Origin of the sequence: Microbulbifer pacificus (genome assembly GCF_002959965.1) — a bacterium.
Lineage (GTDB): Bacteria > Pseudomonadota > Gammaproteobacteria > Pseudomonadales > Cellvibrionaceae > Microbulbifer > Microbulbifer pacificus_A.
Window position 1 is genome coordinate 1,508,291 of record NZ_PREV01000027.1, and the last position, 13,946, is coordinate 1,522,236.

The 13,946-nt window shown below is 57.9% G+C and carries 14 protein-coding genes; 4 read left to right on the forward strand and 10 right to left on the reverse strand.

The features are described 5' to 3' along the window. Positions 1-197: 197 nt before the first annotated feature. The 4 genes from C3938_RS17170 to C3938_RS17185 all read right to left on the reverse strand — a co-directional run bounded on the left by C3938_RS17170 (position 198) and on the right by C3938_RS17185 (position 4,354). Positions 198-1,409, reverse strand: coding sequence for a TIGR01620 family protein (locus tag C3938_RS17170; protein ID WP_105104420.1), 1,212 nt, complete (start codon positions 1,407-1,409; stop codon positions 198-200). Continuing rightward, a complete protein-coding gene (locus C3938_RS17175; protein ID WP_105104421.1) occupies positions 1,409-2,845 on the reverse strand; it encodes a YcjX family protein in 1,437 nt (478 codons plus the stop codon). Before C3938_RS17175 ends, C3938_RS17170 begins: the two co-directional genes overlap by 1 nt. A gap of 204 nt (positions 2,846-3,049) precedes the next feature. Next, positions 3,050-3,838 (reverse strand): GIN domain-containing protein, encoded by a 789-nt coding sequence (locus C3938_RS17180; RefSeq protein WP_105104422.1) that lies wholly within the window; start codon positions 3,836-3,838, stop codon positions 3,050-3,052. Between the two features lie 96 nt (positions 3,839-3,934). Continuing rightward, positions 3,935-4,354 (reverse strand): HIT family protein, encoded by a 420-nt coding sequence (locus tag C3938_RS17185; protein WP_105104423.1) that lies wholly within the window; start codon positions 4,352-4,354, stop codon positions 3,935-3,937. Between the two features lie 477 nt (positions 4,355-4,831). Between C3938_RS17185 and C3938_RS17190 the strand changes: the two genes are divergently transcribed. The 3 genes from C3938_RS17190 (at position 4,832) to tcdA (ending at position 6,893) form a co-directional block, all read left to right on the forward strand. Beyond that, positions 4,832-5,287, forward strand: a complete 456-nt coding sequence (locus C3938_RS17190; protein WP_233998968.1) for a hypothetical protein — start codon at positions 4,832-4,834, stop codon at positions 5,285-5,287. A gap of 209 nt (positions 5,288-5,496) precedes the next feature. Further along, positions 5,497-5,961, forward strand: a complete 465-nt coding sequence (locus C3938_RS17195; RefSeq protein ID WP_105104424.1) for an FKBP-type peptidyl-prolyl cis-trans isomerase — start codon at positions 5,497-5,499, stop codon at positions 5,959-5,961. A 125-nt stretch (positions 5,962-6,086) separates the two neighbouring features. Continuing rightward, entirely contained in the window at positions 6,087-6,893 is an 807-nt protein-coding gene (tcdA, locus tag C3938_RS17200) for a tRNA cyclic N6-threonylcarbamoyladenosine(37) synthase TcdA (RefSeq protein WP_105104425.1), read from the forward strand. A gap of 16 nt (positions 6,894-6,909) precedes the next feature. Here the strand turns inward: tcdA and C3938_RS17205 are convergent, their stop codons facing one another. From C3938_RS17205 to C3938_RS17215, 3 genes are all read right to left on the reverse strand, one after another. Then, positions 6,910-8,583 (reverse strand): aminotransferase class V-fold PLP-dependent enzyme, encoded by a 1,674-nt coding sequence (locus tag C3938_RS17205; RefSeq protein WP_105104426.1) that lies wholly within the window; start codon positions 8,581-8,583, stop codon positions 6,910-6,912. A gap of 24 nt (positions 8,584-8,607) precedes the next feature. Further along, entirely contained in the window at positions 8,608-9,411 is an 804-nt protein-coding gene (locus C3938_RS17210; protein WP_233998969.1) for a TatD family hydrolase, read from the reverse strand. 106 nt (positions 9,412-9,517) lie between these two features. After that, a complete protein-coding gene (locus C3938_RS17215; RefSeq protein ID WP_105104427.1) occupies positions 9,518-10,438 on the reverse strand; it encodes a DUF533 domain-containing protein in 921 nt (306 codons plus the stop codon). A 170-nt stretch (positions 10,439-10,608) separates the two neighbouring features. Here C3938_RS17215 and C3938_RS17220 point away from each other — a divergent pair, with 170 nt between their 5' ends. After that, positions 10,609-11,589: a calcium/sodium antiporter gene (locus C3938_RS17220; protein WP_105104428.1), complete on the forward strand. Its 981-nt coding sequence runs from the start codon at positions 10,609-10,611 to the stop codon at positions 11,587-11,589. Between the two features lie 45 nt (positions 11,590-11,634). Here C3938_RS17220 and C3938_RS17225 read toward each other — a convergent pair whose 3' ends face one another. The 3 genes from C3938_RS17225 to C3938_RS17235 form a co-directional block, all read right to left on the reverse strand. Next, positions 11,635-11,952, reverse strand: coding sequence for a chaperone modulator CbpM (locus C3938_RS17225; protein WP_105104429.1), 318 nt, complete (start codon positions 11,950-11,952; stop codon positions 11,635-11,637). A 12-nt stretch (positions 11,953-11,964) separates the two neighbouring features. Then, positions 11,965-12,915: a DnaJ C-terminal domain-containing protein gene (locus C3938_RS17230; protein WP_105104430.1), complete on the reverse strand. Its 951-nt coding sequence runs from the start codon at positions 12,913-12,915 to the stop codon at positions 11,965-11,967. Positions 12,916-13,041: 126 nt separating this feature from the next. Beyond that, complete coding sequence (locus C3938_RS17235) at positions 13,042-13,797, reverse strand: OmpW/AlkL family protein (RefSeq protein WP_158681755.1); 756 nt, start codon at positions 13,795-13,797, stop codon at positions 13,042-13,044. Between the last annotated feature and the right edge of the window lie 149 nt (positions 13,798-13,946).

The window sequence follows — 13,946 nt, forward strand, 5'->3', positions numbered from 1 at the left end:
CGGCCTCCGCGCCCAGTCGCTCACTCCGATTTTCTCACGGGCTCCCCGCCGATTTTCACTAATCGCCTTTCACCGGTGGTTTATGAGGAAAGTTCGATAACAAAGGCGCAGCGCCGACGCATTCAGACCAACCGTTCCCAACACGGAACTGGAGGCTTTGGCAAAGCGAACCGTTACACAGCTTTCCGCATGGGCCACTAGGGTCTACGCGATTGCTCGCGCTCCACCATGTCATCCCGGATAGCTCTCTCAGCATCGTCATTGCCCGAAGCAGCTCCAGGCCAGGTGGCACGATCTCGCCCCAACAGGCGTTCTTTCAGGCTGGCCGCAATCCGCCGGGTAAGCGTACCGAGGCGGGGGCGCTGCTTCTCCGAAAACGGGATCGGACGGCAACTGTGTACCGTGGCAAGCCCGATTCTCGCCATAAACAAGCTCGCTCCCATACCCTGCCCCAGACGCGCAGAAACGGTACTCAACATACTGTCCCCTACCAACTCGGGCCAAAGTTCACTGACCGCATATTCACTGGCGCCGCTATAGGCGATCAATGCCAATACTTTCTTGAACAGACGCCAGCGGACCACCACCGATGGCCGCACCCCATAGATTTGCGCGACATCATCGATCAAGCGCATGGACTGCCGCAGAGCGACCAGCACGTCCAGGGTGGTAAAAGGACTGAGCCCCACCAGCGCCCCCGTGGTTGTAGCGTGTCTGACGATACGCCTCAACGCCTCCTGATCCAGCGCCTCGAAGAAATTCAACTCGAGGTGCCGCAACAATTCACTGTTGTCATAGTAATCCGGCATCTCATCCTGCACCCTTGCCAGCAGCGCGCCTTGAGGCTTGCCGGCGAAGAGTTCACTCAGCTGCTGATTCAGCGGCGCCACCGCATCGGTCGCTCGACTATCGCGAACCTGAGCCGCCAGCTCCTGAGTTTTCTGCAGCTTGCGCAGCGGTCGGCCGGCACGGAAATACTCCCATACGGCGCTCGCCATGGTGAGCACGAGCGCACCGATCACCACACCAGCCAGGACTCCGAGAGTCCAGTGCATATCCGCCGCCCAGTTAAAAAACTGCCGCAGCTCCCAGAACACGGCGCCAAATGTGAGCGCGAGTGCCGCCAACAGCGCCGGCTTCCACAGGCGAAGCCGGAATACAGGCAGGCGCAGCTCGGAGAACGAAATTTTGTCCGGCAGCGACTCTCCGGTGGTGATGGAGCGAGGCAACTGCGCAGACTCTTCCTCGAGAGACTCAACACGGGTACTCGCGCGAGCCCGGGGCGCCCCCTCTTCCGCGTCGAGGTTTTCGATACGCGTCTGGCGGCGGGGGACCTCTCGCGTGCGCTCCGCACCGTCATTGCTGCGCGGTATTTCGTCATTCGAGAAACGGGTATCAGAACCAGTCATCAGACCTTATCTCCCAGCAACAGATTCAATAGCGCGTCCATCCGAATATGCGGCATGTAACCTTCCCGCCCGATTCCCATTGGTGGCCGCAATTGCGGAGGCTGGCCGCCAGTGTAGTGTTGCCACTCCCCTTCTTGAGGCAGATGCGCAAGAATTTCGGCATTTTCAAAGCCGAGATAACTGCCATCCATAGCGTGGCCGACCAGTAGCCGACGGCCATCGCGAACGCTTTCATTAGAGCAGCGTACGGCGGCAATCGCTTCGCAATAGAGAGGTAACCCGCGATGCCGGGCGCCGGAAAACACCTGTTGTAGCTGCTGCCCCAATAACTGACGCAGAGCATCGTGATCCGCCGCCAGAACCTGGTCGACCTTGGTGGCGGCAAACACCAACCGATCAATCCGCGGATGCCAGAGTTTCCGCAAAAGGCCGTTGCTCCCGTAGCGAAAGGTATCGGCAATGTGCCCGAATGCCAAACGCATATCTTCGAGAGACTCTTCCCCGGCAAACAGGGTGCTGATCAGATCCACCAGCACCAATTGCCGATCCAGGTGACGGAAGTGACTATCCACAAAGGGCGCCACCCGTTCATCGACATACCGTCGGTAGCGGGCTTCCAATACTTTGTACACACTGTCCTCCGCCAGAGCATCCAGCTCGGACTGCGTGCGGTGACCGATTCCCGGCAGCGGAAAAAATCCATACTCCTCGCTGTCGAGCAATGCGCGCCCCGGCTGCAGATAGCTAAGTTTGCGCGCGCTGCGGCAATCCCGCAGAAACTGCCGATAGTTCTGCCACAAACTGTCGATCTGCTGCAGGTCGGCCGGAGCCTCCGGTGTCAGTCCTCGCAGGTGCGACAGCAATTCCGGAGCCAACCCCGCCCGGGGTTCCGCGCCCAGCAGGTCCGCCTGCTGGCGACACCAGGTGGCAAAGTCCATCCGCAGTAGCGGCAGATCCATCAGCCATTCACCGGGATAGTCGCGGAATTCAAGGATCAGTTTTTGCCGATAACTACGCCCCAGACGGCGCCCCTGAAGGTGCACGTGCAGCTCCAGAGCAGAGAGGTCGCGGGTGGATTCCGGCCAGCGCGGCGGATTGGCGGTTAAGGCACTGAGGCATCGCTCGTACTCGAAAAGAGGCAATCCGGTATCGAGTGCCGGGTACAGGTCAGCACCCAGCAGGCGTCCGTTCAAGGCCGGGGAAAAACCCGGTAATTGCGCGCGATCGGGATGGCTGAGCTGGTAGATCAGACTGGTAATCAATGTGGATTTGCCAGCGCCGCTAAGCCCCGTGATACCGATACAGACCCGTCGGTCCAAAAGTCTCTCGGCAGCCCAATGGGACTTTTCTAACGCTTCTTTACGCAGCCGTCGAAACTGTTGTTTAAAGGCGCGCAACCGGCCTTTTGCGTCCGATTGATCGTCAGCTGAACTCATGGACAACTCCTTTTTGCACACCGAGTCTGCACGTTTATCCCCCTGTGCCGAGGGGTGAAAGGAACGGCACCAAAGCCGCGTCGCCGATGATTCAGCAATGGAGCCCCACGTGACCGTTTCAACCCCTGAAGTCTATATGTTCAGGCACACAGCAAAAACACGGCCTGAGCCGCGCTTTGCGAAGTTCGAGTCTGAAAAGCCAGATCACTCCACCAGAGCGACGTCGCCAGACCCCATCACGGAGAAGGATTCGTTCACGGGACGCTTCAGCACTATGTCACCGGAGCCCATTACCGCTCCGCCGGCATTGGTGGCAATCAGGCTTCGCCCCATAAAGTCGCCGCTACCCATTACCGTTACATTCAGGCTCACCACCTTACCGCCAATGGCCATATCACCAGACCCCTTGATCTGGGCGGTGAAATCCTCACCAATGAAATTATCCATGCGGATATCGCCGGAGCCGGTGATGCCCGCAGAGCCATGCACCGCCAGTACGGTACCGAGAATCAGGTCTCCGGAGCCGGTAACACCCGTATTGAGTGCCTCCGCGGCCACCTTTTCCACCTTGATCAGGCCGGAACCAGTAACGCGCAGGTCGAGCTTCTCACTCTCCAGGGTGTCCGCCACGGCATCTCCCGAACCAGTCACACGGAGGGCATTGATCGCAGGCAAAGTGACCTGGAATTCAATTTCCGGCTCGGTTGTGACCGTAACAACCCCAAACAGACTCTTGCTGTCGGTCTCCACCCACAGAGACAGGGTGCCATCATTATCCACCTCGGCGCGGGCATAGGTCAGATCTTTTTCCTCACCATGCGCACTCACGGAGAACGTATTCCCCTGCACCACCTTGAGATTGGAGCTTCCCTTCAGCGCAATGGCCGAAAAACCATCGAGGGGGAACGACTTGCTGGAGCCTTGGGCCTGTACCGCGCTGGCACCCAGGGCCAGTAGCAGCAGCGAGGCAAAAATCGACATTCTGGACATCATGAGCAGGTAACCTGTTTTTGTTGACTGTCACTGAGACGCAGCCGCCCCCGATTTGGATGCAGCAGCGGCCAAAGTTTTCCGAATCCGTTCCGTGAATCAATCCGCGGTGTCGCGATATCCGAGCTCGACCAGTGCCGCCCGCAGTTTCGCCGCCTCCGCGGCCAGCATTTCCGGCTCTGCAGGCTGCTGCAATGCGAAATTCAGGTCCGCGATCTGATCAATCGGCACCAGGTGATAGTGCGTGTGTGGCACTTCGAGGCCCGCCACCATCACCCCCACCCGCTGTGGCGAATAGACCGCCTTCTGTGCCTTGGCCACCTTGGCGGCCACATCCAGAAGGTGTGCGGTAATTTCCTGAGGCACATCATCCCAGTGATCAACCTCCTCGACCGGGATGACCAAACAGTGGCCGGGCTTGATCGGAGCAATGGTCATGATCGCCACGGCGACCTCGTCGCGCCATACGAAGTGCCCCGGCAGCTCGCCATCGATAATGCGGGTGAAAATGCTTGCCATCTCGTGCCTCACTGATTTGCCCCGGAGACCACACCATGGCCCCCAGAGCGACTAAAAAACGAACAAAACAGTACCCCGCCAACGCCGAGGGCAGATGTAGACCGGGAAGTCTATCAGTGCCACTTTGACCCGCGCCACAGGAAAGGGCCTTATAGCCCTTTCGAGCCACTGCGACATCCCGCGCAGGCACCAAAATGCGTCAAAAACAGCCATCGGGGGCAATGCACGCCGGGATTTTGCACCAAATTAAACATGTGCCGAACAACCCGTGGAAGGCCGTGACAATTTCGCGCTGTTTCGTTGGCAGAGGTATTTCCATCCCGTAATCTTGCCGCCCATATCGCGACAGGCAGTCCCAGCCCCTCTCAGGAAACACCCAATGGCGGGTAACATTTCCTTGGAGTATCGTCGACAAATCGAGGCCATCCGGACACCGTCGCGACACACTGATTACCATCTCACTGGGGGAATCCACCAATGCCAAGTGTTGCGCCAGCTCTCGCACCCGTAGACGCACCCGCCTTCGGTATGGCGGCGGCCACTGCCGTGTCCACTGAAGACTCCAACGCATGCCCCCAGGGAATCATCTCTCACCTGGGCGGCCGCCAGTTCCTCAGCCAGACTGTCGGCGAGTTCTACCAGGCTGTCGGCAAGTACATGGCAAGCGAAGATTGTGTTGAGCACGACAAGCAGCGCAGCCGCCAGGCCCAGTTCCTTCACCACGCGCTTGCTGAGGAGTCCGAGCCCACTTATAGCGCACGCGCCAGCTTTCTGGCACGCGGCTTGAACCCGGCACTGTTTGAGGCTCTTCTGGAATATCTTGAGGCGCGTCTGCTGGAACTGGGTTGTTCCAGCACCATTTGTGACCAACTGGTACGCACCGTCAGCACGCTTTTCGATCGCTGCGACGACCCCATGTCCATCGCCTGTTGACCCCTCACCTTCATCCACGTGGCTCCACCCGGTGGGCCACGTTTACCCCGGTTTCACACGTTCTACAGAATCACACGCCCCCCACTCGGTTGCGAGTACCGAGCCCCCCCCATACAATGCACGCTCATTCAGCCTTATAACCCCCGTTTGCCTTTCCTCCCGTAAGCGGTAAGCGCTACAACTCACGCTCAAGACACAAGAGACTGCCCATGAAAATTGCTAACCACAGCGTTGTGGAGATCAACTACACCCTGAAAGACGCCGAAGGCACCGTGATCGACACTTCCGAAGGTGGCCAACCGCTGAAGTACCTGCAGGGTGTAGGCAACATCATTTCCGGGCTGGAAAAGGAAATGCTGGACAAGAGTGCCGGTGACAAATTCACCGTGGTGGTGGCGCCGGAAGATGGTTATGGTCCGCAGAACCCGGAGCTGATCCAGACCCTGCCAAAAGACGCCTTTGGCGGTGTTGAGGAGCTGCAGGTGGGTATGGCCTTCCGCGCACAGAGCACCGAGGGCCACCCGATTGAAGTGGAAATCATTGACATCGATGGCGACCAGGTGACCATCAACGGCAACCACCCGCTCGCGGGTGTTGAGCTGCACTTTGATATCGAAGTCGTTTCCGTGCGTGAAGCGACGCCGGAAGAGATCGACCACGGCCACGTGCACTGAGCGATCCAATGATTGCGGGGCGCATTCGGCGCCCCGCAATGTTCCTTCCGATGAATGTTTCGTTCCCCACCTGCTGACGTAAGCTCCCAAGCATCCACTCCCGCAAAGATGGCCCGGATGATCCAATGCCTGTAAGCGACTCCTATCTGCAACGATTTGGCGGTATCGCCCGACTCTACGGCACCAGCGCTCTCCAGGCGCTGCAAGAGGCACATGTAGTGGTAATCGGTATCGGTGGTGTCGGCAGCTGGACTGCGGAAGCGCTGGCACGCAGCGGTGTGGGTGCAATTACCCTGATCGATCTGGACGATATCTGTATCACGAATACCAATCGCCAGATTCACGCACTGGTAGATACGGTTGGTGATATCAAGGTTGGGGTCATGGCGGAGCGATTGAGGGCGATCAACCCGGAAATATCCGTACAGATCCACGAGGACTTTGTCGCCAGCGACAATTTTGCCGAACTGCTCGATCCCGATACGTCACCTATTGATGTCGTCGTGGACGCGTTCGACAACGCGCGCGTCAAGGCCGCACTGATCGCCTATTGCAAGGCACGCAAACTTCGCCTGATTACCGTGGGTTCCGCTGGCGGCAAGACCAATCCAGCAGCCATAGACTGCGCCGACCTGGGCCGTACCGTGAGTGACCCCATGCTGGCCAAGGTACGCCAGCACCTGTACCGCTTCCACAATTTCCAGAAATCCAGCAAGCGTCTGTTCGGTATCGACGCCATCTACTCCACCGAACCGATGGTATATCCACAGCCGGATGGCCAGGTGTGCCAACAGAAAAGCGGCATGCAAAATGGTGTAAAACTGGATTGCAGCGGCGGCTTCGGCGCCGCCACCATGGTGACCGGCACTTTCGGATTTATGGCCGCCAGTAAAACCGTGGAGCGCATACTGAAAGCGCGAAGGGTAAAATGACCGGAGACCGCCGGAATTAGCCCGGGCCACGCTCCATCAACGTAAAAGCGCGATCCAACAGTGCTCGAAAGCCGTTGGCTCGCGACTCACTCAGTTGCTGTGCCAGGCCAAGTTCCACAAACAGTTGTTCCAGATCCGCACGCGCCACCGCGCCACCCACCTGCCCATTCAACTGCGACAACAGCAGGGCCCCCAGCCCTTTGACAATACGGCTGTCACTGTCGAGCGCAAAGCGGTGCACACCGTTCTCGCAATGGTGGGCCAACCAGGCGCTCGACTCACAGCCGCGGACCAGATTCTCGCTGCGCCGAATACTCTCCTTGCGGGAGATGGATTTTGCCCAACCCATCAGGATGCGGTAGCGGTCCTGCCAGCTACGCTGGGCGCGCAGTGTCTCGATATCCACCGCGTCCAAACAGTCCGCCACCCAGTCGACCGCGGCGCCACCTGAATGTACGCCCACTTGCACGTCATTGTCATCGCCGACATGTCTGACAAACTCCTCCACCGCGGCGATCAGTCGCTCCACGTCATCATGCGTATTGTACGCCGCTACCGATATACGCACTGTGGCACTGTGGCCAGTGGCGCGAATCAGAGGCTGGGCACAATGGTGCCCGACACGTACGGCGATATCGCGCCCGTCCAACCATTGCATCATGTCGATGGCCGCAAAACGGGGATGGGTGAAAGCGACAATACCGAGATTATTAGTCGCGGTACTAAGCAGATTCAGCTCGGAAACCTGGCTCAGACGTTCGTGCAAAGCATGCATCAGCTGTTGCTCATGCCGCGCCATCGCCAACCGGTCCTGCGAATCAAGAAACTGCAGACAGGCCCCGAGACCAGCGATGGCAGCGAGCGATGAAGTACCCGCTTCAAACCGATGGGGAAGATCCGCGTAGCGGCTGGAATAGAGATCCACATCCGCAATCATCTCTCCGCCACCCTGCCAGGGCGGCATCGCCCGCAGCAGCGACTCGCGACCGTAGAGCAAACCAACCCCCGTGGGTCCGTAAAACTTGTGCGCGGAGCACACAAAAAAATCACACCCGATGGAATGTACATCGACCGGTTCGTGCGCTACCAACTGAGCACCATCCACGATCCACTGAATATTTTTCCCCGCAAGCGCCGCACGCACTTGGCCCAGGTCAGCGCGAAAGCCGACAGCATTGGAGCCGGCGGTAAGGGAGACAATTCTGGTACGCGGTGTGAGCGCTTCCGCCAAGCGATCAAACTGAGGCACACCGATCTCGTCCGGCACATAGCGCAGAGCCAGCCGGTAGCGCTCGGCCATCATCTGCCAGGGCACAAGATTGGCGTGGTGCTCGGCAGTAGTAAGGAGAATCTCATCGCCCGGCTGCAACCGCGAGCAAAGGCTGTGGGCCAGCAGGTTAAGTCCTTCGGTGGCTCCGCGAGTGAACACAATTTCCTTGGCACTGGCCGCCCCCAGAAATCCCGCCGCGCGCAGGCGCACCTGCTCCACCATATCGGTCGCACGGCGCGCGAGACGGTGGCTGGACCTGTGTGTATTGGCGTTGCTGTGGCGATAGAAATCGGCGATAGCGTCGATCACACACGCTGGCTTTTGCGTGGTGGCGGCGTTATCCAGATACACAAGTTCTCGGTTTCCGGGCTGGGCAAACAGGGGGAACTGGCTTTTGAAGGACTCGGCGGTAAAACGCATAACTAGATATTCACAACTGGGCATTCATACATTGAACAGCGCACGGGTATTTTTCCCAGTCTGGGCGATGACCTCTTCAACACGGATACCGCGCAGTTCGGCAAGAGTTTCCGCCACTGCCGGCAGATATTCCGGGCTGTTGCGCTCACCCTGCCGGCCCGCATGGGGCATATCTGGAGCGTCGGATTCCAACAGCACCGATTCAAGTGGCACGGAGGAGAAGGTTGCACGGGTTTTGACGGCCCGAGGATAGGTAATGGTGCCGCCGGCACCAAGGTAAAATCCCAGCCGCCAATATTCATCGGCGATTTCCCGACTGCCGCTAAAGGCATGGATCACACCGCCTTTCCGCGGACGCACGGCTTTCAGCAGGCGGATAACCTCGTTGTGGGCACGCACGCAGTGCACGATGAGCGGTAAGTCCAGAGATTGAGCCGCGCGCAGCTGAGCTTCAAACACGGCGAGCTGGACCTCCATCGGCGTACTGATGTTTGCATCCAGCCCACATTCACCGACGGCGACACAGCGATTGCCACCGCCGCGTTCACGGGTGACACGTTCCTCAAGAGCCCGCTGCACCTGCGCGGGCTCAACAGCAAGCTCCGCTACCCACCAGGGGTGTACACCCGCCGCACCGAACCAACCGGGTTGCGTATTCACCAGCGCAAACAGCCGACGCCACTGGGGAATACTGATCCCGGGAATGATCAGAGCCTGTATCTCGCGCGCGATACAACGCTGCCACACCTGTTCGCGATCCACGGCGAAGGCGTCGAAGTCGAAATGACAGTGGCTGTCGATCAGCGGCATGGCCTGTGCTTCCGGCATGTTTGCCGCCGCATTTTAGGCGACGTCGCCGGTAAATTCGACCGGATTACCGGAGAATTCCCGGCGATTTATGCGCTTGAGTAACAAGCACATGCCGCCCATGGAACTATCGGGGTAGCTGCTGCTCAATCACCCGCGCCGCCTGCTCGGAAATACCCAGCTTCTCCGCCAACGCATCAAGGTACTGGCGCTCCTGAGCATTATCCGGGTTGGCGGTCATCGCCGACACAAGGTAAAGGTTGAATGCCGTCGCCGGATTGTCGGCCGCAGCCACCACTTCATCCATACTGATTGGCGTAGTCAGAAACTCTCGGAATTCATCCAGGTCGGACGAGTCCAACTGCCCATTTACCGCTTGCAAGATATTGTGCTGTTCCGCCTCATCGATGCGCCCGTCTGCCTGGGCGGCCGCGACCATCGCCTTCAACATGGCATCAGCCTGATTCTCGCCACCAGGCTCATCGGGCGCATCCACCGTATTCACGAACCCAAACAGACCACCCTCACCCCGCGGGGACATGTTCTGCCAGTTGCCGGGGCTTGTCTGCGGTCCCTGTGGGCTCTGTTGGCCAAATTTGCCACTGGCGCGACCGAAGATCTGACCGAGAATATCCCCAAGACCACCGCCACCGGCTGCCTGCCCACTGCCACCGCCCCCGGGAGCCTGCCCCGGCAAACCACCGGATTGCTGCATCTGCGCGAAGATCCGGCGCGCGACTTCCATCAGCACCGCCGCGCCGCCAGCACCGGCGCCCGCGGGAATGGCGCCGCCAAAGATATCGCCCCCCGGCGACGGACTGTCGGAGTTGAGGCTGCCCGGTTTGCCCACACGGGCAAGAATATCGTCGAGGCTTGGCATGTCGCTATTGCCGGACTGGGTGGGCGGGGGCACCTTGCTAAAGTCGGGGCCGCCGGTTTCCGGATGACCGACACTGACACCACCGGGTGCCGATTGCTGGCGCATTTTCCTGTTCAGCATCGACATACCAGCGCCGATCAGCGCACCCAGAAGCAACTTTTTGTTCATGGACCACACCCTCCGCCACGATCAGATCAGAGCAAACTTTAGGGTCGGCCGACCTATGCCACCAATGACATATCGGCCAATCTTCACTGCAAGGTTCGGGCGGAGCCGCTACAATCGCCCACCGAACTGCCTGTTCTCTGCTCCGAGACAATGATTGATTAAGGAACCTCATGATTCTTGCCCTGCTCGCGATCGTCGCCGGATTTGCCCTGCTGATGTGGAGTGCCGACCGGTTTGTGGATGGTGCCGCTGCCACCGCCAAACATGCCGGCATGCCTTCGCTACTGATCGGGATGGTGATCGTGGGATTCGGTACATCGGCACCGGAAATGGTGGTGTCCGCCATGGCCGCGCTGGACGGCAGCCCTGGGCTCGCCCTCGGTAACGCCTATGGTTCCAACATCGCCAATACAGGACTCATTCTCGGCGCGACCGCCATAGTGATCCCGCTGTCGGTGAACAGCAAAATCATTCACAAGGAACTGCCGCTGTTGCTTGTGATTACCTGCGTTACGGCTGCATTTTTCTGGAACGGTGGATTGAGCCGCGCGGAGTCACTCATTCTGATTGCAGGCTTTTTCGCGCTGATAGGCTGGTCAATTTTCTCCGCACTGCGTGGCAAGGGAGACATGATTGAAGGCGAACTGGAAAACCATCTTGAAGAGCATGATATGCCACTCAACAAGGCCCTGTTCTGGGTGGTCGCCGGACTCACGCTGTTGATTGTCAGCTCTCGTTTACTCGTCTGGGGCGCGGTGACAATTGCTCACCAGCTGGGCGTGAGTGATCTGATCATCGGCCTGACCATCGTCGCACTGGGCACATCCCTTCCCGAACTCGCAGCCACCATCGTCGCTGCACGCAAGGGAGAACACGATATCGCCATCGGCAACGTGGTCGGCTCGAACATGTTTAATCTGTTGGCTGTGGTGGGCATCGCCGGCGCCATTGCCCCCATGCCCGAAGTGCCCCACGAGTTAATCACCCGCGACTGGCCGATGGTATTGGGGCTCACCGTTGCCCTGTTTATCTTTGGTTACGGTTTTCGCAACCGCCAGGGACGTATCAACCGGTTTGAGGGGGCCGCGTTGCTGGCCGCCTACATCGCTTACACTGCTTACCTTATCTATGAGATTACCAGCAAAGCCTAGCGGCGAAGTGAGTTCGGCCACCGGATTTCAATCTCCGGCTCTACCCTAGTGACGCTCCAGGCGCCGAATCCGCGCCCGGAGCTGCTCAATTTCTTCCAGCAGCTCCAGCGCCAGTGCCGCTCCCGCGTGATTGACGCCGAGATCCCGCTCCATTCTTACAACCTTTCGAACCCTGCACACACTGATGCCGCTGAACACCAGTGTCCCCGATGTCGACTGAGCATCGATAACACCCTCATCCACAAGCATCATCACCTGCTCCGCGGTCAGCGCACATGCATTACACAGTTCACGCAAGGTCACCCGACTGTCTTCATCGAGAACTACCGCGGCTGCCGATGAGGCATCAAACTGATTGACCATTGAAACAGTCCTCTACTTTTCGCCAGCACGTGGATCAAATTGAAAGGCTGCGCGAAAATTCTGATAGGCCGCCAGCTCATCCTCGGTGTGTGCTGGCGGCGTTACGATATCGAGAACAACATAGAGATCACCCGGCTCCTTTGCCGGTAATCCTCTACCCTTCAAACGCAACTTGCTGCCATTTTTACTGTTGGGAGGTAGTGTCAGATTTACCTTGCCATCCGGTGTACGGACCGTCACCTTGCCACCGAGTGCGGCCTCCCAAGGTGCAACCGGCAGATCAAGATAAACCGTTTTCCCTTCAACGTTAAAACGGGGATGGGGGTTGAAAACAATTTCCAGATACAAATCACCCGGCTCACCGCCGCCCAGCCCCGGTTCTCCCTGCCCTGAGAGGCGAATCTGCTGCCCCTCCATCACACCTTTTGGGATGGTAACGTTCAGCTTGCGCTCCTTTATCACCGGACGACCGTCCCCCCCCAGCTCCGAGTGTTTAAGCGTAATCTGGCGCTTGCTTCCAGCGTAACTGTCTTCAATATCTATCGCGATACGGGCGTGGGTATTATCCCCCCGGGCGCGAAATGGGCGTCCGCCGCCGTGAAAGCCACCGCGCCGAAATCCGCCGCGACCGAACAGACTCTCGAAAAAATCACTGAAGGCTTCCGGGTCTGCTTCGGTGTAGCCACCGCCGTGAAACTCAAAGCCCTGGTCCCAGTTCGGTGGTGGCCTGAATTCCTGCCCGCTGTCCCAGCTCTTACCCAGCTGGTCGTACGCCGCGCGTTTTTCTGGATCCTTCAACACTTCGTACGCTTCATTCACTTCTTTGAAGCGTTCTTCCGCGTCATTTTCCTTGCTTACATCCGGATGATACTTGCGGGCGAGCTTGCGATAGGAACGCTTGATGTCATCCTGGGTAGCACTGCGCTCTACTCCGAGGATTTTGTAGTAATCGCGATATTCCATACAGAAACAGCCGCTTCCCAGTTGTTACGCTTTCTCAAATTCCCGACAGATAAAAAAAGGCACCCGCAGGTGCCTTTTTCGTTCTTCCATGAACACTACTCTTTCATCACCAATCAGATCAGTGAATCAGAAAGCGTAGCCAACACCCAGATTGAATACCCAGGGGCTATAGTCCACATCGGTAATTTCATCAGTGAAACGAACCGGCGGAAGCAACAGGTTGTCGGTATAGGTAACGCGATAGTCAGTGTCTGCATCAATATACAGAACCGCTGCGTTTATCAGAAACGCGCTGTCACGACCAAACTTGAAGTCCACACCAATTTGACCAGTGAATCCCCAGGAATGGTCGAGGCTGTAGTCGACATCAATGAGGTCAAGGCCGTAGTTCAGATCGTCCCGGAACTGACGGGAATACTTCTCGTCACTGAAGTCGGTGTAGTTAACGCCGATGCCGACATAGGGCTGGACCATGCAATCACGGCTCAGCGGATACCAGTTCAGGTACGCATTGGCATAGCTCGCATCAAACTTACCGACTTCATAGCCATCGACGTCGATATAGAAGTTGTCATACCCCACGCGATCCAGATCCAAATCGTGGCCGGTAGAACCGATGTACATCAGCTCCACACCCCAGTGCTCTACGGGCAGCCAGGCGGCAGAAATATTCCAGGTTGCGTCGGTATCAATATCGAAATCTTCGTGGAAGAAGTTTTCGTTAAAACGAAGGTCGTTATGGCTGTCATCCGGATCAATCCAGCTGGCGCCAACACGGACAATAAAGTCACCATCACTCAGCCAATCTGCGGAAGCCTGTTGGGCGCTAACCATTGCAGCTACGGCGATTGCAAGCGGTGTCAGAACGCGTGTCATTTTCATTGAGAACTCCATCGTATTCGGCAAATTAAACAGCAATTAACCCAATCACTTGTCAGTCTAGACACGGAACCAACGGGGTGTAGAAAAAACAACCAAAAAAAATCTTGCTCTGTGGAACTTTTGCGCGATCACGTCGCCATTTTATTTTT